The 25,539-nt window shown below is 39.5% G+C and carries 22 protein-coding genes; 16 read left to right on the top strand and 6 right to left on the bottom strand.

Annotated elements, in window-relative coordinates:
• Positions 1-13 precede the first annotated feature (13 nt).
• The 8 genes from DYH63_RS07265 to DYH63_RS07230 all read left to right on the top strand — a co-directional run bounded on the left by DYH63_RS07265 (position 14) and on the right by DYH63_RS07230 (position 10,666).
• Positions 14-1,552: an MFS transporter gene (locus DYH63_RS07265; protein ID WP_116788173.1), complete on the top strand. Its 1,539-nt coding sequence runs from the start codon at positions 14-16 to the stop codon at positions 1,550-1,552.
• Positions 1,553-1,565: 13 nt separating this feature from the next.
• Positions 1,566-1,787: a DUF6814 family protein gene (locus tag DYH63_RS07260; protein WP_116788172.1), complete on the top strand. Its 222-nt coding sequence runs from the start codon at positions 1,566-1,568 to the stop codon at positions 1,785-1,787.
• Between the two features lie 66 nt (positions 1,788-1,853).
• A complete protein-coding gene (locus DYH63_RS07255) occupies positions 1,854-2,048 on the top strand; it encodes a hypothetical protein (protein WP_116788171.1) in 195 nt (64 codons plus the stop codon).
• A complete protein-coding gene (locus tag DYH63_RS07250) occupies positions 2,041-4,728 on the top strand; it encodes a sensor histidine kinase (RefSeq protein ID WP_116788170.1) in 2,688 nt (895 codons plus the stop codon). The genes DYH63_RS07255 and DYH63_RS07250 overlap by 8 nt, the downstream gene beginning before the upstream one ends.
• Before the next feature lie 16 nt (positions 4,729-4,744).
• Positions 4,745-5,110: a response regulator transcription factor gene (locus DYH63_RS07245; RefSeq protein ID WP_116788169.1), complete on the top strand. Its 366-nt coding sequence runs from the start codon at positions 4,745-4,747 to the stop codon at positions 5,108-5,110.
• 113 nt (positions 5,111-5,223) lie between these two features.
• On the top strand, positions 5,224-7,134 hold the full coding sequence (gene acs / locus DYH63_RS07240) for an acetate--CoA ligase (protein WP_116788168.1): 1,911 nt from the start codon (positions 5,224-5,226) through the stop codon (positions 7,132-7,134).
• Positions 7,135-7,212: 78 nt separating this feature from the next.
• Positions 7,213-7,875 carry a hypothetical protein gene (locus DYH63_RS07235; RefSeq protein ID WP_116788167.1) on the top strand — a complete coding sequence of 221 codons (663 nt, stop codon included), beginning with the start codon at positions 7,213-7,215 and terminating at the stop codon, positions 7,873-7,875.
• A 76-nt stretch (positions 7,876-7,951) separates the two neighbouring features.
• Entirely contained in the window at positions 7,952-10,666 is a 2,715-nt protein-coding gene (locus tag DYH63_RS07230; RefSeq protein WP_116788166.1) for a PAS domain-containing sensor histidine kinase, read from the top strand.
• Positions 10,667-10,671: 5 nt separating this feature from the next.
• Here DYH63_RS07230 and DYH63_RS07225 read toward each other — a convergent pair whose 3' ends face one another.
• The 3 genes from DYH63_RS07225 to DYH63_RS21755 are packed head-to-tail and all read right to left on the bottom strand — an operon-like array spanning position 10,672 to position 13,194.
• Entirely contained in the window at positions 10,672-11,271 is a 600-nt protein-coding gene (locus DYH63_RS07225) for a 3'-5' exonuclease (RefSeq protein ID WP_116788165.1), read from the bottom strand.
• 4 nt (positions 11,272-11,275) lie between these two features.
• Positions 11,276-12,094, bottom strand: coding sequence for a putative nucleotidyltransferase substrate binding domain-containing protein (locus DYH63_RS21760; RefSeq protein ID WP_369692832.1), 819 nt, complete (start codon positions 12,092-12,094; stop codon positions 11,276-11,278).
• The gene (locus tag DYH63_RS21755) at positions 12,091-13,194 is read right to left on the bottom strand and encodes a CBS domain-containing protein (protein ID WP_369692831.1); all 1,104 of its coding nucleotides are present in this window, start codon (positions 13,192-13,194) and stop codon (positions 12,091-12,093) included. Before DYH63_RS21755 ends, DYH63_RS21760 begins: the two co-directional genes overlap by 4 nt.
• A 147-nt stretch (positions 13,195-13,341) precedes the next feature.
• On the opposite strand from DYH63_RS21755, the gene DYH63_RS07215 reads away from it, so the two are divergent.
• Both DYH63_RS07215 and DYH63_RS07210 read left to right on the top strand, forming a co-directional pair.
• Positions 13,342-13,854, top strand: coding sequence for a DUF2911 domain-containing protein (locus DYH63_RS07215; RefSeq protein WP_116788164.1), 513 nt, complete (start codon positions 13,342-13,344; stop codon positions 13,852-13,854).
• A gap of 296 nt (positions 13,855-14,150) precedes the next feature.
• Positions 14,151-14,720: a pentapeptide repeat-containing protein gene (locus tag DYH63_RS07210; protein WP_116788163.1), complete on the top strand. Its 570-nt coding sequence runs from the start codon at positions 14,151-14,153 to the stop codon at positions 14,718-14,720.
• Between the two features lie 205 nt (positions 14,721-14,925).
• Here the strand turns inward: DYH63_RS07210 and DYH63_RS07205 are convergent, their stop codons facing one another.
• Both DYH63_RS07205 and glyA read right to left on the bottom strand, forming a co-directional pair.
• Positions 14,926-15,360, bottom strand: a complete 435-nt coding sequence (locus DYH63_RS07205; RefSeq protein ID WP_116788162.1) for a lipocalin-like domain-containing protein — start codon at positions 15,358-15,360, stop codon at positions 14,926-14,928.
• A 122-nt stretch (positions 15,361-15,482) separates the two neighbouring features.
• On the bottom strand, positions 15,483-16,757 hold the full coding sequence (glyA, locus tag DYH63_RS07200; protein ID WP_116788161.1) for a serine hydroxymethyltransferase: 1,275 nt from the start codon (positions 16,755-16,757) through the stop codon (positions 15,483-15,485).
• A gap of 121 nt (positions 16,758-16,878) precedes the next feature.
• Between glyA and fahA the strand changes: the two genes are divergently transcribed.
• The gene (gene fahA / locus DYH63_RS07195; protein WP_116790765.1) at positions 16,879-18,165 is read left to right on the top strand and encodes a fumarylacetoacetase; all 1,287 of its coding nucleotides are present in this window, start codon (positions 16,879-16,881) and stop codon (positions 18,163-18,165) included.
• Positions 18,166-18,594: 429 nt separating this feature from the next.
• A complete protein-coding gene (locus tag DYH63_RS07190) occupies positions 18,595-19,827 on the top strand; it encodes an MFS transporter (RefSeq protein ID WP_116788160.1) in 1,233 nt (410 codons plus the stop codon).
• A gap of 58 nt (positions 19,828-19,885) precedes the next feature.
• On the opposite strand, the gene DYH63_RS07185 is transcribed toward DYH63_RS07190, so the two are convergent.
• Positions 19,886-20,917, bottom strand: a complete 1,032-nt coding sequence (locus tag DYH63_RS07185) for an OmpA family protein (RefSeq protein WP_116788159.1) — start codon at positions 20,915-20,917, stop codon at positions 19,886-19,888.
• Positions 20,918-21,498: 581 nt separating this feature from the next.
• Between DYH63_RS07185 and DYH63_RS07180 the strand changes: the two genes are divergently transcribed.
• From DYH63_RS07180 to DYH63_RS07165, 4 genes are all read left to right on the top strand, one after another.
• Positions 21,499-22,134 (top strand): GNAT family N-acetyltransferase, encoded by a 636-nt coding sequence (locus DYH63_RS07180; protein WP_116788158.1) that lies wholly within the window; start codon positions 21,499-21,501, stop codon positions 22,132-22,134.
• The gene (locus DYH63_RS07175; protein WP_116788157.1) at positions 22,127-23,323 is read left to right on the top strand and encodes an argininosuccinate synthase; all 1,197 of its coding nucleotides are present in this window, start codon (positions 22,127-22,129) and stop codon (positions 23,321-23,323) included. The genes DYH63_RS07180 and DYH63_RS07175 overlap by 8 nt, the downstream gene beginning before the upstream one ends.
• Positions 23,316-24,293: an N-acetyl-gamma-glutamyl-phosphate reductase gene (gene argC, locus DYH63_RS07170; protein WP_116788156.1), complete on the top strand. Its 978-nt coding sequence runs from the start codon at positions 23,316-23,318 to the stop codon at positions 24,291-24,293. The genes DYH63_RS07175 and argC overlap by 8 nt, the downstream gene beginning before the upstream one ends.
• Positions 24,294-24,354: 61 nt before the next feature.
• Entirely contained in the window at positions 24,355-25,485 is a 1,131-nt protein-coding gene (locus DYH63_RS07165; protein WP_116788155.1) for an aspartate aminotransferase family protein, read from the top strand.
• Positions 25,486-25,539: the final 54 nt, after the last annotated feature.

The following is a 25,539-nucleotide window of genomic DNA, read 5'->3' as shown; positions in this document are numbered from 1 at the left end:
CTAAATTACAACTATGAGCAATCCATCTACAAAAGGGATATGGAAGGTAATCACGGCCTCCTCCCTTGGTACATTAATTGAGTGGTATGACTTTTACATTTTCGGCAGCCTTGCCGTGGTCATTTCTACCAAGTTTTTTCCGGCAGATAATCCTACCGCTGCCTTTTTAAGTACGCTGGCTACCTTTGCGGCAGGCTTTGTGGTAAGGCCTTTCGGGGCGCTGTTCTTTGGCCGCCTGGGCGATATCATCGGGCGTAAATACACCTTTATGGTAACGCTGCTCCTAATGGGCGGAGCCACATTTTTAATAGGCTGTATACCAAGTTATGAATCTATCGGCTTTTTTGCACCTTTGCTGGTATTAATCTTAAGGTTATTACAGGGACTTGCATTAGGTGGTGAATATGGTGGTGCAGCAACCTATGTGGCTGAACATGCCCCTCGTGGTGAACGCGGTTACTGGACCTCGTGGATACAGACTACTGCTACTTTCGGGCTTTTCATTTCGCTAATGGTTATCCTGCTTACAAGGGCAACGCTTAGTGCAGAAGAGTTTGACCTATGGGGATGGAGGGTACCATTCTGGGTATCTATAATAATGGTTATTGTTTCTTATTTCATTCGTAAGAATATGCACGAATCACCTGTTTTTGCAAAAGCAAAGGCAGAAGGAAAAACTACGGCTAATCCGTTAAAAGAAAGCTTTGGTAATAAATACAACCTTAAATTCGTGTTACTTGCGCTATTTGGTGCAGCTATGGGGCAGGGTGTAGTATGGTACACGGGTCAGTTTTATGCCATGAGTTTCCTTAAAACAGTAATGGCGGTAGACAGCAGCCAGGTAGACGCACTCTTAGGGATAGCGCTTTTAATTGGTACTCCTTTCTTTGTAGTATTTGGCTGGCTGAGTGATAAAATAGGCCGAAAGGCCATAATGATGGTAGGTATGCTTGCTGCAATATTATTATACAGGCCTATTTACCAGAAAATGTATGAAACTACAGACCTTGCAACAAAGACAGAAGTTGTAGAGAAAACTAAAATTGATGCTGTAATTAAGGAAGTTAAAGAGGGTAAGTCAGACTCTATATATACCACTACAAAAGAATATACTGATGGTACAAAACTGGTAGAAGTTAAAACAGTACATTTAGAAGATGGCAAAGCTGCCATAGACGAAGATGGTAAAGTAAAAGCCGATACAAAACTGACAAAAACCATTAACAGCGATGACAGGTGGATGCTTATCTTCCTTGTGTTTATACAGGTAATTTTTGTAACCATGGTATATGGCCCTATTGCAGCATTCCTGGTAGAAATGTTCCCGGTTAAAATACGCTATACTTCTATGTCTTTACCGTATCACGTGGGTAATGGTATCTTTGGTGGTTTGCTTCCGGCAATTTCTACCTACCTTGTTACCAGTGCAAAAGATAATGGCGATGCTAAATTCTACCTTGAAGGTTTATGGTACCCAATAATTATTGCAGCCATAAGTTTTGTAATAGGTATGATATACATTAAAGCAAAAAATAACGTAGAACACGACTAAAAAAATTGAAATCATGAAAGCATTAAAAAGAATATTAGGGCTGCTTTGGCTGGCACTGGCAGCAGCAGCAGCATATTTTTGTATCTTTATCTTCGGGTTGCCCAAGTTTGCTACCGGAAAACAGGATGACCTTGTGTTTGGCATCATTATCCTTTTTATCCTTACGCCGCTTATCGTGGCCGGGCTGGGAACCTTTGGGTTATATGCCCTGAAGGGAGAATATGACGAAGTGTAATTTTATAGTTTATAGACCATTTGCTGTAGCTCCCTCTCTGGGGGCTACGGCTTTTATATACTGTTTATGAAAAAAAGGCACGAACAAAAACTGCTTATCGTTTCACTGCTGCTCCTTATAGCTTTTAACATGCCGCTTATGTTGTTGTTTGACAGCGCAGAACCTGTAGGGGGTATACCTGTAATTTACATCTATATCTTTTCGGTATGGTTATTTTCTATATTAGTTTCAGCCTACATAATCAGGAGGTATTATGAGTAGTGCTTCCTTATTGCTTATCCTTACCCTATACCTGGCCTTACTGTTTTTTGTAGCGCACTGGGCAGAAAAAAAAGCAACCGGCAGTCGCTGGACGAATAACCCTTATGTGTACGGACTTTCTCTCGCGGTATACTGCTCTGCCTGGACATACTATGGCAGTATAGGCGTAGCTGCAAAAAGCGGACTGGGCTTTCTGCCTACTTATGTGGGGCCCGTGATCATCATTCCTGCATGGATGATCATACTCCGCAAGATAATCAGGATATCTCGGGTAAATAAGATATCCAGCATTGCCGATTTTATATCGCTGCGCTATGGCAACAGTCGTTTTCTGGGTGCGTTGGTATCGCTTATCTGCCTTTTTGGTATACTACCATATATAGCCCTTCAGCTTAAGGCTATAGCAGAAACATTTCATGTAGTTACACAAACTTCGCTTAGCTCTAACGTGTTTAACGACACTACAACCTATGTAGCCATCGCATTGGCATTATTTGCATCTTATTACGGAACACGGTATGTAGATGCCTCTGAAAAAAGGAGGGGCATTGTTACCGCTGTGGCAATGGAATCTGCTTTTAAGCTGTTCTTTTTTCTTTTGGTAGGGCTGTATGTAACCTTTTTTGTATTTGATGGTTTTGATGATATTTATGCTCAGGCAAGCAAGCTGTCTTATTTTAAAGAACGAAACACCATGGGGGGTATTCCGCAGGCCATTAACTGGTTTATGCTGTGTGTGCTGTCTACTTTTGCCATATTTTTATTACCACGTCAATTCCAGATGGGTGTTATAGAAAACCACCGCGAAAACCATATTAAGACAGCTACGTGGCTTTTCCCTTTATACCTCTTGCTCATCAATATTTTTGTGTACCCCATAGCTTGGGGAGGTAATATATTATTTCATGATACAGAGGTTAATGCCGATACTTATTCATTACTTATTCCTCAATTAATGGGTAATAAGGTAATAACCGTACTGGTATTTTTGGGAGGGTTTTCGGCAGCGATATCCATGATTGTGGTATCATCTATAGGTTTATCTACAATGCTGAGCAACAATATACTTATCCCATATGGTTTCCTAGAAACATTTAAATCTGCAGAGCCAGAAGTAAACCGCAAGCGCATTGTTAATATGCGAAAGGTAGGCATCTTTAGCCTTATTGTTGTGGCCTATTTTATTTATCGTGTGGTAGTGCTCGACTACAATCTGGTATCAATAGGTTTGGTATCGTTTGTAATGATCGCGCAGCTGGCACCATCATTCTTTGCCGCTTTTACGTGGCGCAGGGCAAGCAGGAGAGGAGCCATTGCCGGCATTATTGCCGGATTTGCAGTATGTACCTATACCTTGTTAATACCATATGCTACCGGAGCCTCGCATCTTGGCGGATCTTTTTTAATGAATGGCCCCTGGGGCATTGGCTTACTGCGCCCATTTGAACTATTTGGTTTAGATTATCTTGACCCGGTACCGCATGCCCTGTTTTGGAGTATGTTTGCTAACATTTTTACGTTTATGTGGGTGTCTGTTATGTACCGGGGTAACTATCGCGAGCGTAACTATGCAGAGATGTTTGTAGATGTAGACAAATATATTACCATGCACGAAAATGCCTTTATCTGGAAAGGTACTGCCTACACCAGCGATATACAAAAGGTATTAGCACGTTTTCTGGGAGAAGACCGTACAAAGAGGGCGCTATCGCTCTTTAATTCAAAATACGGCTTGGATAAAAACCAGGATCTGGCTGATGCAAGGCTTATAAAATTTGCCGAAAACCTGCTTACAGGGCACTTGGGTACCGCATCTGCAAGGATATTAATATCCAGTGTGGTAAAGGAAGAAAAAATTACCTTACCCGAAGTACTTAAGATACTTGAAGAATCGCATGAGAACATTCTCATCAACAAAAAGTTAACCGAAACAGGTAATGAGCTGAAGGCCATTACAGGAGAGTTACAAAAGGCAAACCAGAAACTGGTATGGAAAGACAAACAGAAAGATGAATTTCTGGATACCGTAGCACATGAGCTGCGCACGCCCATTACTGCAATTAAAGCCGCTACAGAGCTTTTGCACGATGAAGATGATATGCCCGAGGAGCTTAAAAAACAATTCCTGCAAAGTATCATGTCTGAGTCAGACCGGCTTAACCGGCTTATAAATAACATTCTTGACCTTGAAAAATTTGAAACAGGCAAGCAAAAGATCAATCTATCAGTAAATAATCTTGGCCAGACCATAGAAAAGGCTTTGGTACCCTTGCACCAACTTATCAAGAACAAGGGCATTAAACTTACCCTTTCTAAGCATACTGCCATACATGCCCGTTTTGATGAAGACCGTATAATACAGGTTATTACGAACCTGGTTAGTAATGCTATAAAATTTTGCCCCGAACAAAATGGTACCATCACTATTGGCGTGGTTGTAGAAGAGCTTGAAATAATTACCACGGTATGCGATAATGGCAGAGGAATAAGCGAAGGCGATTTTGATGCTATTTTTGATAAGTTTTACCAGTCAGACAACCAGAATATTAAAAAGCCGGTGGGAAGCGGACTCGGCTTGTCTATCTGCCGCCAGATCATTGAATATCATGGTGGGCACATATGGGCAGAAAATACCGAAAATAGCGGCGCCTGCCTTATCTTTACACTGCCAAAAATATAATACACACATACGCCAAATGAAAAAGATATTAATTGTTGACGATGAGCCAAACATAGTTATGTCGCTCGAATATACCTTCAGGAAAAATAATTTTGAGGTGTTTATAGCACGTGACGGACAGGAAGCGCTTGATATTTTAAAAACCGAATGCCCTGACATGATCATACTTGACGTAATGATGCCCATGGTAGATGGTTATGCTACGCTGGAACAAATAAAAAAGGACGAAAGGCTTACAGATACTAAAGTTATTTTCCTGTCGGCTAAGAACAAGGAAAGTGATATTGAGAAGGGTTTATCACTCGGGGCCAACCTATACATGACCAAGCCGTTTTCGATAAAAAAGCTGGTAGAGCAGGTTAATGAATTGCTTACAGTATAGATGCTTAGAAAATATAGTATATATATTATTTTTGCATAAATATATAGCATCATTAAAAAAACCTTAATATATTTACATTGTATTAAAAAAAACAGCTTAAACACAAACACATCATGAGTTACTATAAGGTAGAGAACCTGGAACAATATTTTAAGCACTATAACAAATCGGTGCGCGAGCCCAGAAAATTTTGGGATCGTATTGCTGATGAGAATTTTACCTGGTACCAAAAGTGGGATAAGGTTGTAGAGTTTGATATGCAGGAAGCAGAGGTAAAATGGTTTACCAATGCTAAAGTAAATATTACAAAAAACTGTATTGACCGCCATCTTGCGAAAAGGGGCAACAAAACAGCTATTATATTTGAACCAAATAGCCCTGATGAGGCTGCACAGCACATAACATATAATGAATTGTATGACCGCGTGGCTAAAATGGCCAACGTATTAAGAGATCAGGGTATTAAAAAAGGCGACAGGGTATGTATTTACCTGCCCATGATACCTGAGCTTGCGGTTACAGTATTGGCCTGCGCCAGGATAGGGGCAGTACACTCTGTTATCTTTGCAGGATTTTCTGCATCGGCAGTTGCTGCAAGGGTTATAGACTGTGGTGCTAAAATGGTTATTACATCAGATGGTGGTTTCCGTGGCAACAAGACGATTGATCTTAAAGGCATTGTAGACGAGGCGCTTAAAACATGTCCAACTGTAGAAAATGTATTGGTTGTTAAAAGAACCAATGCCGAAATAAAGATGCAGGAAGGCCGTGACCAGTGGCTACAGCCGCTGCTTGATGATGCTATACCAAACAACGTAGCCGAAATAATGGATGCCGAGGATCCGTTGTTTATCCTGTATACATCAGGATCAACAGGTAAGCCTAAAGGTATGCTGCATACTACTGCAGGCTACATGGTATATTCTGCCTATACCTTTAAAAATATTTTTGCTTATGAAGAAAGTGATGTGTACTGGTGTACTGCCGATATTGGCTGGATTACAGGCCACTCTTACATACTATACGGACCATTATTAAATGGTGCAACAACTATTATTTTTGAAGGTATACCTTCATATCCTGATTTCGGGCGTTTTTGGGAAGTTATAGACAAGCATAAGGTAAACCAGTTTTATACTGCACCAACTGCTATACGCTCGCTTGCTAAAGAAGACTGGAAGTGGGTAGACAAGCACGACCTTACATCTCTAAAAGTAATAGGATCTGTAGGTGAGCCAATAAATGAAGAAGCATGGCACTGGTATAATGACCACGTAGGCAAAAAGAAATCGCCTGTTGTAGATACCTGGTGGCAAACCGAAACCGGTGGCATCATGATATCGCCGCTTCCTTTTGTTACCCCTACTAAGCCTACTTATGCTACACTTCCGTTACCGGGTGTACAGCCTGTACTAATGGATGAAAGGCGTAACGAAATAGAAGATAACCAGGTTGTAGGCAGCCTGTGTATAAAATTCCCTTGGCCGGGCATGGCCCGTACCATTTGGGGTGATCATCAGCGTTTTAAAGATACTTACTTTAGTACCTTCCCGGGTAAATATTTTACCGGAGATGGCGCACTACGAGATGAAGTAGGTTACTACCGTATTACCGGCCGTGTAGATGATGTTGTTATTGTTTCTGGCCATAACCTGGGCACCGCACCTATTGAAGATGCTATTAACGAGCACCCATCGGTTGCAGAATCTGCCATTGTAGGCTTCCCGCACGATGTTAAGGGTAATGCGCTGTATGGCTTTATCATACTTAAAGAAGCGGGCGCATGGCGTAACCAGGAAAACCTTGTAAAAGAAATCAACGAACATATATCGAGCCACATTGGCCCAATTGCAAAACTGGATAAAATTCAGTTTGTAAGCGGCTTACCAAAAACCCGTTCGGGTAAGATCATGAGGCGTATATTGCGTAAGATAGCAGAAGGCGACTTCTCTAACTTTGGCGATACTTCTACATTGCTTAATCCTGAAATTGTTGAGGAGATCAAAAAAGATCGTATAGAATAATAGTTTTGAAAACTCTTGTAAAAGCGGTATCAGTAATGGTACCGCTTTTTTTGTATCTTGCAGTAAACCAATTCTACTATGTTTACCAATCTGCTAAAACTATTATTACTATGTTTTGCTTTTCCGTGTATAGCACAGCAATATGACTTTGATTACGTTCAGGAATATCATTTTGAAAATAATGGTACAACCCATAAAAGTGGAGATTTTTATAAATTCTTTAATTCTAAGGATAACAGCTTTTCACTTACCGTAACACCCGAGGGCGAAAAATTGTACATGACATTAAGGCTTGCCAATGGTAAAATCTATACTGACTCGATGGAAAAAAATGATTTCCTGGTATATGCCATTAGTCTTAAATGCCCTAAAACGGGATTTTACAATGGTAATCCTGATACTGGTCTAGAAAATTACACTTATTCTAAACTAGAGGACACGCTGATAACTGATAAGGCCTACAGTTATGTTAAGCTGGCTCCAAAAAATGAAAAAAAATCTAAGAAGAAAGAGCTCAATACATATAAGTATATATTTGATAACAGTTATAATTTTACGCTCTCTATAACCGGAATAAATGGCATGCTTAACTATTTTGAAAAGAACGGAATCACATTTCCTCCAGGGGTTATCAAAGAATTTTATACCTGTTCTCCTTCCGGTGAAGTTATTAGCCATACAAAACTTATTCAATGCGTGCCTATGCAAAAAATTATCTTTCTTGATACTGCCTGTAAATAATGCACTATATGTATTTGGCTTTCCGTATCTCTTTTTAATTAGATATATTTGTTTTAGATAAATTCTTTAAAATAGTATGCAGCACCCTGGCCTTAATAATGTTGACCTTAGCCTGGTAATTAATGCCTCTGGTATAGGTGTATGGTTATTTAATGAAGCCACAGGAATTGTAACCCTTGATGAAAGGTCACAGCTGCTCTTTGGGTACCCGCATGCCACCGGCCCTTACAATAACATATTTACACTTACAGATGCTGATGACCTGCCACATGTTTCAGCAGCAATTCAGCGGGCACTTATTACCGGCGAGATAAGCTTGAGTTATTTACCACACAATTCTAACACCCATATTATTGTAAAAGGCAAACGCGTTACTGTAAATGATGAAGATGTGATTTATGGAACGGTGCAAAAAGCATTTAATAATGCATTTCAGCCAGGAAAAAGCCAGGAGACATTGGCAAACATTATAGCCGAATCTACTGTGGCCATAGGGCTTTATGTGGGCAGGGAGCTTGTAGTAGGTATTGCTAATGATGTTATCCTGAGTTTTTGGGGTAAAACGCGCGCCATTATAGGTCAGAAACTGGCTGATGCCGTTCCCGAGCTTGAAGGTCAGCCCTTTTTGCAGATACTTGATAATGTTTTTACTACCGGAGAAATTTATACTGTAACCGATGAGCCCGCATACCTTGCGGTAGATGGTGTACTTGATACGTATTATTTTGATTTTACCTATAAACCGTTATTTAACAGGCAGGGCGAGGTTTATGCGATTATGAATACGGCTGTAAATGTTACCGATAGGGTAGTATCTAAACGAAGGCTTTTAGAAAGCGAGGCCCGTTTCAGGAATGTTACAGAGCAAAGTCCTATGGCCATTGGTTTTCTTACAGGTAAGGATATGGTGGTGGAAATTGCCAACGAAATGATTCTCAAAATATGGGGTAAAGATGAAAGCATCATAAGCCTGCCGTTATCAGAAGCACTTCCAGAAATTAAAGGACAGGGATTTTTAGAACTGCTTGATGGGGTTTATAATACCGGGATACCTCATAGGGGATATGATACGCTTGTAAAGCTAACGCACGATAATCTACTCACAGATGTATATGTTGATTTTACCTATTCACCATTCAGGAATGAACATGGAGAAATAAGTGGTATAGTGATACTTGCTAATGATGTGAGCGACCGTAACCGGGCACTTAAAGAAATTGCTGCCAGCGAAGAAAAATTCAGGTCGGTTATATATTCTGCCCAGGCTGCTGTGGCTGTATTTAAAGGAGAAGAGCTTGTTGCAGATTTGATGAATAATGAGTTTTTGCGTTTTGTAGGCCGCACGCGTGAAGAAATGGAAGGTTTGCCCTTACTGCAAAGCATGCCTGAAATGGAAGGCCAGGCATCTATTGACCTCATGCGCGAAGTTTTTGCAAAAGGTATAAAAACACACCACTTTGGAAGACAGGTAAACATTATGAGAAATGGTGTGCTTACCCAAAATTTTTATAATGTAAGCTATTCGCCGCTTTATGACGGCAACGGAAAAATATATGCGGTTCTTGATATTGCAATTGATGTAACAGAAACAATTAAAGCCCAGGAAGCTTTGCGCGAAACAGAAACTGCCCTGAGAGGTGCCATAGAGCTTGCAGAACTTGGTACCTGGACGGTAGATCCTTCTACAGGAGTGGTAGATTATTCTGAAAGAGTTTTAGAATGGTTTGGGTTAACCGGCGCTATTGAAGACCTTAATGATGTTATTAATTCTATACATCCTGATGACAGGCAGCGTATTGCTGACGCTGTTGATGGTGCATTAGCATTAGAATCTGACGGGCATTATGACGAAGAATTTAGGGTTATAAGCCGTATTACAGGCAGAGAACGTATTTTACACGCACAGGGTAAAGCTTTTCGTGACAATAGTGGAAAACCGTATATGCTGCGTGGTACTGCCCAGGATATTACTGCAACAAAAAAAATACAACTAGCCCTTGAAAATGAGGTTAAAGAACGTACAGAAGCATTACAAAAAGCAAATTACGAACTTGAAGAAATAAACCTGAAACTTATAAATACTAATCAGGAGCTGGAACAATATGCTTATGTAGCAAGCCATGACCTTCAGGAGCCATTGCGAAAAATAAGTATGTTCAGCAACCTGTTAAAAGACAGGGATGTTGATAACATACATGCTCTTACAATTGATAAAATTGTAAAGGCTTCAGACCGGATGTCGCTGCTGATAAAAGACCTGCTTGAGTTTTCGAGGCTACTTAGCCCGGATGTACGCTTTGTAAAAACAAATATTGAGAATATTGTAAAGAATATAATACACGATTTTGAGTTGCTCATTGAAGAACGCGGGGCTGTAGTGCACATAGGGCACCTTCCGGAAATTGAAGCAGTATCCCTACAAATGAACCAGTTGTTTTATAACCTGGTGGGCAATGCTCTTAAATTTGTTGAAGCCGGTAAAATACCAACCATTAACATTAGTTCAGGAAAAATAAGCAGGGCAGAAGTAGCACTTTACATTAAGTCGCCCTTACCGGTGCAGTATTATAAAATCGAAGTACGGGATAATGGTATTGGTATAGAAGAACAATATAAAAAGCAAATATTTGAAGTGTTTAAAAGGCTGCATTCCCGTTCAGAATATTCCGGTAGTGGTATAGGCCTTGCTATTTGCCGTCGTATTGTAAACCATCATAATGGTGCAATATATGTAGAATCTGTTCAGGGGCAGGGAACCACATTTGTTATCTTACTTCCGGAAGCACAGTAAATTTCTTAAATACCCAGCTTATTTTTCAGCTTTAAAAATACCATTGCAGTAGTGTATGCATTACCCCATGCAGTATGCCGGTCTGTCTTATCAATTTTAAGCGCATCGCAAAGTTCGTCAAGCGTATACTGGCTATCATCAGTATTTCCTTTCCAGCGTTTAAACAATACGTTTGTATCCATAACATCATTTTTGAGCCTGCCCAGTTCTAGCCTTTTAAGTGCCTGATTAAGCATTTCAATATCAAGGTTTATGTTATGGCCTACCAGTGTAGCATCTTTAATAAAATTTAAAAATTGTATCATTGCTTCGGCTTCTACGACCGTTTCATTTGTGTCTTTTACCACATCCTGCAATGCTACAGATCGTGGACTGAATTGCTCGCGAGCAACATAAGCCTGAAAAAAATCGCCAATAGAAATGCCACCATCATTAACGCCCATAGCACCTATAGATAGTATCGTATCTTCTTTAAAGTCGAGCCCGGTAGCTTCCATATCAAAAACCACAAAACGTTTTTTACCCGTATTATTATCATTCTCAAAGAGGGAAAGATAGTTTTTCCAAAACTGCGGATTGCTGCCGGTAAGCCATTCAAATGCCATAATATTAGCTTAAGTAAGTTAAAGAAAATCGGTTCTTGATCATATCCTGTACATCTGTTATGGGCTGAAAACAGTTTTTAAGTTTTACTTTATCTGTTTTAGATAACTCATTAAGGTTTAAGTACCTGCCATTAGAATCGTTTATAAGGCCTTCCTCAGTCCTAAAGCGCTGCAGGGTATTAAATGCTTCAGAACATTCTTCATAAAGTTCTGCATTTTGAGGCTCAAGCTCAGCAAGTTTTTTAAACCTGTGGTAGGTATTTGTTATTTCGGTAAGGCCCTGGCTTAGGGCAAGCAGGCGCGCAGCATCAATAAGCGGCTCAAGTGCGCGTGCTTTTATATCAAAATTATCTTTATGCTCGCCGTCACTCTCCAATAAAAACTGCCTGAAAAATCCAAGTGGGGCAGGGTTTTTAAGAGTATCTGATGCAAGGAATGCAAAAAACTTCTTGTTTCGGGTAATATTTTGGTTTATAGTATCAATTATCACTTCTTCAATAGCGGGGAAACCATATATAAAATCGAAATCAAAGAAAAGTGTACTTACTTCAATATCTTTTTCACGGGGTGTGTTTGTCCACTCATTATATTGTTTTATCCAGTCTGTTAAAGACTTACACCATTTAGGATTTCTTGCAACAATATTATGCGGAGAAAATTCGTAGCCTACTTTATTCAAGGACTCTGTAACCAGTTCAGCAAGTTCCATAAAGTAGCGTTTTACAGTATCATGTTGTTCCGGCGCTACATCTTCAAATATCAGCGCATTATCCTGGTCTGTACGTAAAAGTTGTTCTTTGCGTCCCTGACTGCCAATGTTCATCCATACAAAACGAACAGGAGGGGGCTGCCTATTTTAGTTACAGCCAGTTCTATAGCCCTACGGGTAAGCGCTATATTTATCTCAGCCACAATATTAGAAATGTGCGAAATAGGGATATTCTTATCTATAGAGTTCTGTATAAGATCTGTAAGTTTTTCTCGTACATACTTTAGTTCCTTATTATTTGCCGACCTGCGGGTTTGTTTTAATAAAACTCCCGGAGTATTTGCCTGTGCGGCAACCACATCATGCTCAGAAATTATACCGCTAACAGCTGTATTATCAGTACCGTCGCGCGTTACACACAGGTGGCCTACATTATGTTTAAGCATAATCATCTGGGCTTCTGCAACTGATATGTTTTCCGGTACAGTAATTACAGGGCTGGTCATAACCTCGGTAGCTATCGAAGTAATAGGAAGCAGGCCCGTTGCTATTTTTGCCCTCAGGTCCCTGTCGGTTATAATACCTATTGGCAGTTGGTCTTTTTGAATAATGACACTGCCAATAGCACTGTTAGCCATTGTTTTTGCAATATACATTAATACATCATCCGGATTTGCCGTAATAGGATTGCGTGTATATTTTATAGGTTGAAAGTATTGGATATCAACATCCTGGTCGCTGTAAATTGTATTTTCAGAAAGTAAACGACCGCTACGTTCCCTGTCTAATGGATTACGTGTTTGCGATGCAAAACTTTCTAATAAAAATTCAAGTACTTTTGAGTTTCCTGTTATAAACTGCTCAAAAAAAGTAATCGGAATTGCATATACTGTGGCTTCTTCGCGGGCACGCGCCGTCATCAGGTAATCATTCTTTGCAAAGAAAGGGCGCAAGCCCAGTATATCGCCTTCATCACATTTGTCTATAAGCATTTCCTCGGCATCTGACGTAAGCGAAAGCCCTACAACACCTGTATTAACTATGTAAAAATCAGTATGAATATGATCGCCCCCTTTAAAAAGCGTCTGGTTTTTATCAAGATATAATAGCCTTGAAGCCTCAGCAATAGCAAAAAGGTTATCTGGAGTAAGACTACTAAAAGGTGGATAATGCTTTAAAAAATCAGCAACCTTTTGGGCAACAGGGTTTTTCATCAAATGAAAGTTTGATGCTAAAAATACTATTTTTTAAAAAGCAATGAAAGAAATACTTACAGTAAAAACACATAAAGGTTTGTTAAAATTTAATATTTAAGAAGAGTCTTTATAACTTTACAAGCACAACAATAAAACAATTTAAAAATGAAACTTATTGCAAAATTGGCGTTGCTATTTGTAGCGCTTGTATCTGTAAACAGTGCCGTTGCACAGGAAAAGAAACCGGCAAGTCCTGCGGCCGAAGCTAAAGGCACAATTAACGGAGCCGCTATTACAATTAAATATAACAGCCCATTTGTTAAAGGCCGCCAAATATGGGGAAGCCTTGTACCATACGGACAAGTATGGCGTGCAGGTGCTAACGATGCTACAACTTTTGAAACAAGTAAAGCAATAAAAGTTGAAGGTAAAGACCTTGCCGCAGGTACATATTCATTATTTATTATTCCACAAGAGAACGGTACAGCTACAGTTATATTTAATAAAGAAGCTAAACAATGGGGAGCTTATAAATATAATGAGAAACAAGATGCTTTGCGTGTAACAGTTAAAACAAAAAAAGTTGACAAACTTGCAGAAAGCCTTACATATACTATTACTAAAACAGGTGTAGTACTAAGCTGGGAAAAGCTGGAAGTACCATTTACAGTTAAATAACATAATTTAAGCCGGGTAATAGTCCGGTTTATTTTTTTACCTTTTATTTTACATAATATATATTATAAGTCATATATATATATATGAAACTAATTAGAGAGGTGCATAGTCGTCTATTTTACAATAAATAATATTATTGCATTTTATAAAGGTTTATATAATTAGCTCTAACTAATTAATTTTCAGTTATAATTTTGGAATCCGGAATTCAAATATATTTGATAAATAAAGATGACTTTTTTTATATTTCAAAAAGTATAATCCATTAATGTACTTTTGTAATAAATATAACATTAATGGCAGACTATATAATAAACAAGCAATATTCGGGCAGTATTTTTTTTGAAAGAGAAATAATATATCATGATTTTGAACGCTGTACATTTGATGATTGCGATTTTAGTGCTGTCGATTTTTCTGGTGTCGCATTTATAGATTGTATTTTTATAAACTGCAACTTTGCAAAAGCAAGAATAAATTATGTTTCTTTTAGAGATGTACAATTTACCGGCTGCGATTTTACAGAAGTAAATTTTGTAACCGTAGATAAGCTCCTTTTTAAATTTGCCTTTAAGGACTGTAAGCTGGACTATACTAAATTTTATGCCTTTAAAATGCGCAACACATTATTCGAAAATTGTAGCATGATTGCAGTAGATTTTATGGAAGCTGATATAACCGGATCTGTATTTGATAATTGTAATCTGCACAAAAGTGTATTTATTGATACCACAGCTAATAAAACCGATTTTAGTACTGCCTATAACTTTACAATAGATCCTGAAAAAAATAAACTTAAAAAAGCTATTTTCACTACTGAAGGTCTTAAAGGCTTGCTAACAAAATTTGATTTGGTCATAAAGTAAAATTGCCCGATACTTTAAGATATTGTTTATCAGTACTAATATAAATTATTTTCAAAAAACATCTGTTTATGTTAGGAAATTGTAAACCTATACCCTACTTTTGCAGCTCATTATTGATCATGTTATGGGTCTTTAATGGTAAGACCCAGGGGCTTCCACCCTCGGGTCTTCGCTTTTTATAGAGGTTTGTTTTTTTTATTATACCTTAATATACTACAAACTCTCCTGTCCTTTCAAATTTTACCCAACATCCTTCATCACAAGTTGCATAGGTAGGGTTAAGAATTAATGATCCATTTTCAAAACTAACTTCTTCTACAAAAATTCCTGCCGGCGATTCTGCTCCGGTAGTAAAACCTTCGCATCCATAATCCAGTTTTAGCTTGTTTCCAGAAACCGTATATGTTCCTTCAGTACATTCTGCGTACTTCTGAGATGTAAAGGTTCCGTTTTCATTAAACTTCATGGCATAGCCCATTTGCACCGGCACCCAGCCGCTGTTGCTTCCGCCATCGCTGCCATACTGCGCTGTCAGTTGCCAGTTGCCTATAAGTGATGCAGCAGTAGTTTCTTTTGCTTTGTCATCATTAGAACATCCAATGATGGCAAGGCAGCTTAAAATAAGTAATGTCTTTTTCATAGCGTGAAAAATTATATTGATTAGTCCTCTAAATGTAACAATAAGAAATTAAAAATCTGTATTTTAGGTATAAAAAAATCCCCCTTACGGAGGATTTTGATATATAGATATATTTGCTTTTTTTAGAAAACAAAGATTGGCCTTTCGCTCATCATATCATTAACTAAATCTGCTACTTCTTCAAGAACTGCTTCATCAGTATGGTTTGTAATAACCCTGTCTATAAGGTCTACAATAGTTTCCATATCAGCTTCTACAAGTCCGCGGGTTGTAATGGCAGCAGTACCCACGCGTATACCAGAGGTTACAAACGGACTCTTGTCATCAAACGGAACCATGTTCTTATTAACCGTAATTTCAGCCTTAACAAGAGCGTTTTCAGCTTCTTTACCGCTAATATTTTTATTACGAAGGTCAATAAGCATCATGTGGTTATCTGTACCGCCACTAATAATATCATATCCGCGCTTTACAAAAGCATCGGCCATAACTTTAGCATTTTTTTGTAATTGTCTTGCGTAAGCAAAGAACTCATCGCTTAACGCTTCGCCAAAAGCAACTGCCTTTGCAGCAATAATATGCTCTAAAGGCCCACCCTGGTTACCAGGAAAAACAGCTAAGTCTAACAGTGCAGACATCATTCTAATTTCGCCTTTTGGTGTTTTATGGCCCCAAGGGTTTTCAAAATCTTTACCCATAAGTATAAGCCCTCCCCTTGGCCCGCGAAGGGTTTTGTGGGTAGTGGTTGTTACAATGTGGCAATGTGGTATAGGATCGTTCATAAGCCCTTTGGCTATAAGCCCTGCAGGATGAGATATATCAGCTAAAAGGATAGCGCCCACGCTGTCTGCAATTTCACGGAAACGTGCAAAATCCATATCACGGCTGTATGCAGAAGCACCGGCAATAATCATCTGAGGCTTTTCGGCAGTAGCTATTTCCTGTATCTTGTCATAATTTAAACGACCTGTTTCTTTTTCTACTCCATAAAATACGGGGTTGTATAAACGGCCAGAAAAGTTTACCGGAGAGCCATGTGTAAGGTGTCCACCGTGAGAAAGGTCAAAACCTAAAATTTTATCGCCCGGTTTAAGGCACGCATGAAATACAGATGCGTTAGCCTGAGAGCCTGAGTGTGGCTGTACGTTAGCATACTCAGCGCCAAATAATGCCTTAGCCCTGTCTATAGCTATTTGTTCTATAACGTCTACTACTTCGCATCCGCCATAGTACCTCTTGCCCGGGTAGCCCTCAGCATATTTATTTGTAAGCACAGATCCTGCAGCTTCCATTACCTGGTCGCTCACAAAATTTTCAGATGCTATCAGCTCAAGGCCATGTATTTGCCTGTCCTGTTCTTCAAGAATTAAGTCAAAAATTTGTTCGTCGCGTTGCATTGTATTATTTTTCGTTAATTTGCTGCCAAAAGTACAAAAAACGTTTGGTAAAATACCAGACAAAAGTATATTTGATACAACGACACAAACATTAACAATATACAATACACAAACTAAAGATATGCCGCTAACAGCAAACGATATTACAAGAAAATCCTGGCTTAATGTGCCTGATAACAGCGATTTCCCGATACAAAACATTCCGTTTGGGGTGTTTATAACTAAAGATGATGTAGTTACCATAGGTACCCGCATTGGCGATAATGCCATAGACCTGGGTGCCCTGCAACAACTTAATTATTTTGAAGGCATTGAATTAACAGACGATATGTTTATGCAGGATACGCTAAACGATTTTATATCTGACGGAAAAAAAACATGGAGAGCTGTGCGTAACCGTATTGCAGAAATATTTGATGCTAACAATACAACCTTAAAAGATAACGAAGCGCATAAAGAAGTTGTAGTTTTTAAGATTGAAGATGTAGAAATGCAGTTGCCTGTACTTATAGGTGATTATACCGATTTTTATAGCAGTAAAGAACACGCTACTAATGTTGGAAAGATGTTCCGCGACCCAGAAAATGCACTGTTGCCTAACTGGCTGCACCTGCCTGTAGGGTATCATGGGCGTTCAAGCACTATTGTACCAAGCGGCATACCGGTGCACAGGCCTTTAGGGCAAACATTGCCTAACGGCGAAACGCAGCCTGTTTTTGGTCCTTCAAAACTGGTAGACTTTGAACTTGAAATGGCATTTATTACTACTGATGCCAATATAATGGGCGAATCTGTTCCTGTAGAAGAAGCAGAAGAGCATATCTTTGGCCTTGTGCTGTTTAATGACTGGAGCGCACGCGATATCCAGAAATGGGAATATGTGCCACTTGGCCCCTTCCTTGCAAAGAATTTTGCCTCTTCTGTATCACCATGGATTGTAACTTTGGATGCGTTGGAACCATTCCGTACCAAAGGCCCTGAGCAGGAGCCTAAGCCGCTGGAATACCTTCAGCAGGAAGGTGCTCATGCTTATGATATTAATTTGCAGGTAGCAATAGAGCCCGAAGGCGGCGAAGAAACCGTGATTAGCAACAGTAACTTTAAATATATGTACTGGAGTATGGCACAGCAGCTGGCGCATCATACTATTAACGGTTGCCGCGTAAACAGTGGCGACCTTATGGGCAGCGGCACGATAAGCGGCCCTACCGAAGATAGTTTTGGATCAATGCTGGAACTTACATGGGGCGGTAAAAACCCGCTTACGCTTAAAGATGGCACAGAACGCAAGTTTATAAACGATGGTGACAGCGTTATAATGCGCGGTTACTGCCAGAATAATGATGTACGTATAGGCTTTGGCGAGGTTTGCAGTAAGTTGCTGCCGCCATTTACAAAACATAAATAGTAATTGTTTTTTTATAATCAAACGCTTCTTTACCGAAGCGTTTTTTTTATATCATAAACCTAATATTCTTGACTTATTAGATTGCCGCGCTCGTTCCTCCCTCGCAAAGACAGCGTGTGAAAAGCGTTCCAATCCGTACCGTCATTGCGAGGAACGAAGCAATCTTACAAAGAGTACCAAAGTGATCTTTATAAGTACTTTCAATGATTTTTTATATGTATTTGAAACTAAGTAAAAATAATGTATCCTATAATTAGATTTGTTTCTCAAAAGACATGAGTAGAAATACATGGATGTTTTTTAACAGACCAATAATTTTACACTTAAAAAATTGCACATAGCGTAATAGTTTTCATATAATAAATTTATAGTGTGATTACTACACTTTCATATAGTAAATTTATTGTTTCGTTTTGAAACAATATTATAATGACTACCTCAATACGTCCTGATAAAACCACACAAAAAACATTTATATCTGCATGGGTACTTGGCCTGCTATTCTATGCTTTAGAATATGCAGTACGCTCGGCTCCAAGCATAATGATACCAGAACTGGGTATCGCATTTGCATTACCAACAGCTGCCGTTAGCGGCCTTATAGGTATGTACTATGTAACTTATTCTGTTATCAGCCTGGCTGCAGGACTACTTATAGACCGCATGGGCGCTAAAAACCCACTTATTGCAGGTACAGTAATATTAGGAATAGGCTGTATATTATTTGCCGTTAGCGATGTGTATGCAGGCTACACGGGCAGGTTATTACAGGGCATGGGTTCGGCAATTGCATTTCCTGCGTGTGTGTACCTTGCCGTGCGGGCCTTTTCGCCAAAACACCTTGCTACCGCTATAGGTGCTACGCAAAGCCTTGGTATGTTGGGCGGGTCGGCGGGTCAATTCATATCAGCTCCCCTCTTTAAAAATGGTTTAGGGCTTGCAGCTTTCTGGATCATTATTGGTGTTTTATCACTAATCATTGGCGGCTTTGTTTTTGGAAAAACTCCTAAAGATAAAATTGTACCTGTATCAAAATCGAATACATCAATATTGCTGCCCTATAAAATTGTGTTTTCAAATATCCAGAGCTATATGTGCGGTCTAGTATCGGGGTTACTCTTTGCTCCTACTACTGTTTTTGCAATGACCTGGGGTGTGGCATTTTTCCAGAGTGGCCGTGGTCTTGATTATACAGCCGCAACAATTACCTGGGCTATAGTGCCTATAGGCTGGGCTATCGGATGTCCGCTTATGGGCTGGCTGGCCGATAAAACCGGAAGCCGTAAAAAAGTGCTGGCACTTGGGGCAAGTATTATGGCCTTAAGCCTGCTGCAACTTGCATATTTCCCCACACTTCTCCACCCTTATATTACTCCCCTTATTTTAGGCATAGCATCCGGAGTAGCCATGCTTCCTTATGCCATTATAAAAGAGGTTAACCCAGACTGGGTTAAAGGCAGTGCTACCGGGGCTATCAACTTTATAACCTTTGGGGTTACCTCATTACTTGGGCCATTGTTTAGTTACATTTATGGAAATTCTTTGCTTACTACAGCCAATAAAGAAGCTCATTTTGCAGGCGCCGTGTTATTCTTTGTGTTTGGTATTCTTACTGCATTGTTGCTGACAATATTTTTGAGAGAAACCGGACATAAAAAATAAATCCGGCTGCTATACTGCAACCGGATTATATATTTACAAAACCGCTAATAAAATATTTTTAGAGCTTAATTAACTCTACCCTACGATTTTTAGCTTTATTCTCTTCGCTGTCGTTAGCCGCTAATGGCATATCAGCCCCATAGCCTTTTGTTTGTAACCTTGCAGAGCTTATACCCATCGACACCAAAGTATTTTTAATCGTTTCTGCACGGCTAAGCGATAATTTTTGGTTGTGTTCAGTAGATCCTGTATTATCAGTATAACCGTTGATGGAGAGTTTAAGCGCATTATCGCTCTTTAGCACTTCATTTATAATATCTACAATTTGTTTTCCGTCGGGCTTTAAGGTTGCTTTGTCTGTATCAAAGTTAATATATAACACCGCTTTGCCCTTGTCTTTAAGGTCTTTCTCAATCTCTTTAGCTTTGTAAGGAGTAATTGTCTGGTTAAAATCTTTTAGCTCTACAATATAGATATGTCCTGCAGCAGAATTTGACTGCAGTGTAATTATATACTTTTTGCCTTTGTTTTTTAAAACATAAACGGTAAACGGTTCATCGTCAGACAGCCCATAAGTAACATACTTACCACTATACATATTCTCCTTAAGTTTTTCTCTTATCGCTTCATCCTCCGGAAACTTACCGCTGTAAATTTTCTTAGCTCCTGACTTTTCAAGATAATCTGAAAAACTGCGGTCAAAAATATACTGGTCATATTTCAGTCCGTTACTTGTATCTTCAACGTAGCGCAGTACTGCCAGTTTTCCTTCTACTGCTGTAATGCCTGTCCCGTTATATACTTCCCATTTTCTCAGATCAAATATTTCTGAAATCCCATCTTTCTTATCTCCCCAGTCCTGAACATCAATTCCTTCCGGCGATGTAAGAAAAGGATAATCTCCTATATTATTCAGTTCAGGCACATCATCCCAGTTTATTTGTTCAGTCACAACTGTAGCGTTTGCCTTTTCATTATCAGGGGCAATGCTATCGGTAGTTTCAACAACTTTAGTATTATCGGCTGAATTGTTTTTGCATGAAATAACACACACAGCTAAAGCGGTGTAAGCAATAAACGATACTTTCATAATTATTTACAATTTATGTTTAATCAAATATATAGCTTCATAAATATTCAATATCTTAAAAAAAGCCTAATTTAATGTGCTCAAACAATAGACTAATCCCCTCTTAACCTGAAGTTAATTTAGACTCTTAAGTAATGTTATTGGCTCTGGACTTTTCTTAGATTAAATATTACACTGAGAGAAATTCCCTAACTTTACCAAATACATTAATCATATAATTTTACGCATCCTGCAATATTTTGCAACATTTTATATCATATTAGTGATAATTGATTTTTTTATGATTTTTTTAGGCGATGTATTTTTCAAATGATATACATTTGCAGCCGTAAATAAAGCTGAATTGCAATTTGCATTAACCGTTCATTTTTATTTTTAATTATATTGAAAAACACATCTGTTTTTACCGCTTCTATAATTGGGGATCTTGCTTACATCAGCAACCTTAATTCTTTCCTGAGCCCGAGGCGCTTCAGGCCTTAACGGTCTGCATATATTTTGGGTGGGTCCGTCCTGCCCGTATCCCACGAAACTATCCTTATTTATTATTGAACTTTATATACTTTATTTCTTAAGCTGAAATGAATATATCCATTGTAATAGCCAGCGAAGAGCACTACAAATTTGCACAGGAAATTGTAGATACCATGTACGAATCTGCCATACAGCGCGGTACCGGCATTGCCAAACGCACGCCCGAATATATTGTTACTAAGATGCAACATAAAGATGCCGTTATTGCAATAGGCGACGGTAAGTTTGCAGGATTTTGCTACATTGAGAGCTGGAGCCATGGCAAATTTGTGGCCAATTCCGGACTTATTGTACACCCTGATTTTCGCAATCTTGGCCTTGCCAAGAAAATAAAAGAGCGTGTATTTAACTACTCCCAGGAAAAATATCCCGGTGCCAAGATATTTGGTATCACTACGGGACTTGCTGTAATGAAGATAAACTCAGAACTGGGTTATAAGCCTGTACCTTTTAGCGAACTTACAGATGACCCATCCTTCTGGAAAGGGTGCAGCGGCTGTAATAACTACGACATACTGCAACGCAAAGAGTACAAAATGTGCCTGTGCACCGGTATGCTGTATGACCCTGCCGAGAAAAAAAGTAAAGAAGAAGACCAATATACATTTAATAACAAAGTGCTTGCCCGTTTAAAAAGTATTAAGCAGGCGCTGTTCCTTAAAAAAGAGAAAGACAATGAGTAAAAAAGTGGTTTTGGCATACAGCGGAGGTTTGGATACCTCTTACTGCCTTAAGTACCTAAAGAACGAACTGGGGTATGAAGTTCATACCATTTTAATTAACACCGGTGGCTTTGGCGAAGAAGAGTTGCAGGCCATAGAAAAGCGTGCCTATGAACTGGGCAGCGCTAACCACCTTAACCTCGATATTATAGATAAGTACTATGATAAAGCCATTAAATATTTGGTGTATGGCAATGTACTTAAAAACAACACCTATCCCCTTTCGGTAAGTGCAGAGCGTGTGTTCCAGGCACTGGAAACCGTGCGCTATGCTAAAAAAGTGGGTGCAGAAGCCATATCACACGGCAGTACTGGTGCCGGCAACGACCAGATACGCTTTGACCTGGTTTTCCAGACCATTGCCCCGGAGATGGAAATCATTACCCCTATCCGCGACCTAAAGCTTAGCCGCCAGGAAGAAGTAGCTTACCTGCAACAAAACGGTGTGGAATACAGTTGGGAAAAAGCACAATACTCTATAAACAAAGGTATTTGGGGTACAAGCGTAGGCGGCAAAGAAACCCTGACTTCAGGCCAGCCCCTGCCCGATTCGGCGTATCCATCACAACTGCAAAAAACAGAACCTGAAAAAGTTATCCTTCATTTTGAAAAAGGCGAACTTAAAGGTATCAATAATGAATTTGATAAGCCATCGGCTAACATACAAAAGCTTGAAGCGCTGGCTTCGGCATTTGCCATAGGACGCGACATACATGTGGGCGATACTATTATAGGTATTAAAGGCCGTGTAGGTTTTGAAGCAGCAGCTCCGCTAATCATCATTAAAGCGCACCACCTGTTGGAAAAACATACGCTGGGTAAATGGCAACAATACTGGAAAGAACAACTGGGCAACTGGTATGGCATGCTTTTCCATGAAGGGCAATACCTTGATCCGGTAATGCGTAACATAGAGACCTTTTTAGAAGATACTCAAAAAACAGTTACAGGAACAGTTACTGTAAGTCTCAAGCCATATCATTTTTCGCTTGATGGTATTGAGTCGGAACACGACCTTATGAACAGCAGCTTTGGGCAGTATGGCGAAGTAAACAACGCCTGGAGCGCAGATGATGCTAAAGGCTTTATCAAAATTGTAGGCAATGCGCAGAATATTTATGCGCACGTAAACAACGAAAAATATGATTAACATAGGCATCATAGGAGGATCGGGCTACACGGCAGGCGAATTGCTGCGCTTGTTAGTCAATCATCCTGAAGCGCATATCGATTTTGTGTACAGTACTACTAATGCCGGCAGCCCCGTGGCTTCGGTACATGAAGACCTGTATGGCACACTCGATATTAATTTTACCGATGCCGTTAACCCAGATATAGATGTAGTATTTTTATGTTTGGGCCATGGTAAATCGTTAGCATTTTTAGAAGCCAATACTTTTTCAAATACTACTAAGATAATTGACTTAGGTAATGATTTCCGCCTTACGGCAGATGCTGATTTTAAAGGTAAAACCTTTGTTTATGGCCTGCCGGAACTGAATCGTGATACTATTAAATCGGCACAATATATTGCTAACCCCGGTTGTTTTGCTACAGCTATACAGTTGGCTTTGCTCCCATTAGCTAAACATAATTTACTCAACAACACTGTGCACATTAACGCCACAACAGGCAGTACGGGCGCGGGTGTAATGCCATCGGCTACGTCGCACCACCCGTGGAGAATGGGCAATATGAGTCATTATAAAGCATTTAACCATCAGCATTTAGGTGAAATCATTCAAAGTTTAGCATTAACCCAACAAGCATTTAACGAAGAGTTATTGTTTATCCCTAACCGTGGCGATTTTCCGCGTGGTATTTTTGCAACATTATATACTAAACTTCCTGCTGATTTTGATGCAGTCCTAAAATTATATACTGAATATTATGCATCTGAGCCGTTTGTAAAGATTACTACAAACAGCGTTAATATGAAGCTGGTATTACAAACGAACAATTGCTTTATAAGCCTTGAGCAACAGGGTAAATATTTACTTATAACGTCAGTAATAGATAACCTTATAAAAGGTGCAAGCGGACAGGCTATTGAAAATATGAACCTTATGTTTGGCCTTGAAGAAACTACAGGACTTAAATTGAAAGCTCAGGGGTTTTAACAGCCCCCTGCCCCAAAGGGGGAGAACAACAAACTATAAACAATAAACCACAAATTTAAAGATGAGTTTATTTAACGTATACCCCATATATAACATTACCCCGGTAAAAGCGCTGGGCGCTAAAGTGTGGGACGATAAAGGCCAGGAATACCTGGATTTTTACGGAGGCCATGGCGTAATTTCTGCCGGGCACTCCCACCCGCAATATGTAAAAGCAGTAAGTGAGCAGGTGGCTAAAATAGGCTTCTACTCAAACTCCATAGAAAATCCTATACAGGAAGCACTGGGCAAAAAACTACCGGAACAATCAGGATATCCTGATTTTACATTGTTCCTGTGTAACTCAGGTGCTGAGGCAAATGAGAATGCCCTGAAACTGGCATCATTCCACAATGGGAGAAAGAAGATCATTGCCTTTAAAAAAGCCTTTCACGGACGTACATCGGCTGCTGTAGCCGCTACAGATAACCCCTCTATAGTTGCGCCGGTTAATGCCGGACATGAAGTTGTTTTCCTTGAACTTAATAACGAAGCTGCTTTTATGGCTGAAATAGCCAAAGGCGATGCTAGCTGCGTTATCATCGAGGGCATACAGGGCGTAGGCGGTCTTGACCAGGCTACTACCGAATTTTTTAAATTGATTGAAAAAGCCTGCAATGATAATAACGTTGTACTTATTTTAGACGAGATACAAAGCGGTTACGGCCGCTCGGGTAAGTTTTTTGCGCACCAACATCACAATATTACTCCTGATGTTATTTCTCTGGCAAAAGGCATGGGTAACGGCTTCCCTATCGGCGGCATCCTTATCTCTCCAAAATTTGAGGCTAAATACGGCTTGCTGGGCACAACCTTTGGGGGTAACCACCTGGCCTGTGCTGCGGCGTTATCGGTTTTGGATGTTATCGAAAAAGAAAACCTTATTGATAATGTAAATACCATCAGTGCTTATTTTAAGGATAAAGCAGCAGATATTCCACAAGTTAAAAACATTAAAGGACGTGGACTGATGCTGGGCCTTGAATTTGACTTTGATGTAACTGAGCTTCGCAAAAAACTTATCTATAACGAGCATATTTTTACAGGTAATGCTTCTCAGAAGAATCTATTGCGCATCCTCCCTCCACTTTCTATAACTAAGGCTGATGTAGATGTGTTTTTTGAGGGATTAAAAAATGCGTTATCAATATAAGCTCAGGTTCCTGCAAGGTTTCGAAAACCTTGTAGGTATTCAATTTATCATCTT

It is taken from the genome of Flavobacterium psychrotrophum (assembly GCF_003403075.1).
Lineage (GTDB): Bacteria > Bacteroidota > Bacteroidia > Flavobacteriales > Flavobacteriaceae > Flavobacterium > Flavobacterium psychrotrophum.
Note: the sequence above shows the minus strand (reverse complement) of the source record. Positions and strands in the feature narration are given on the sequence as shown.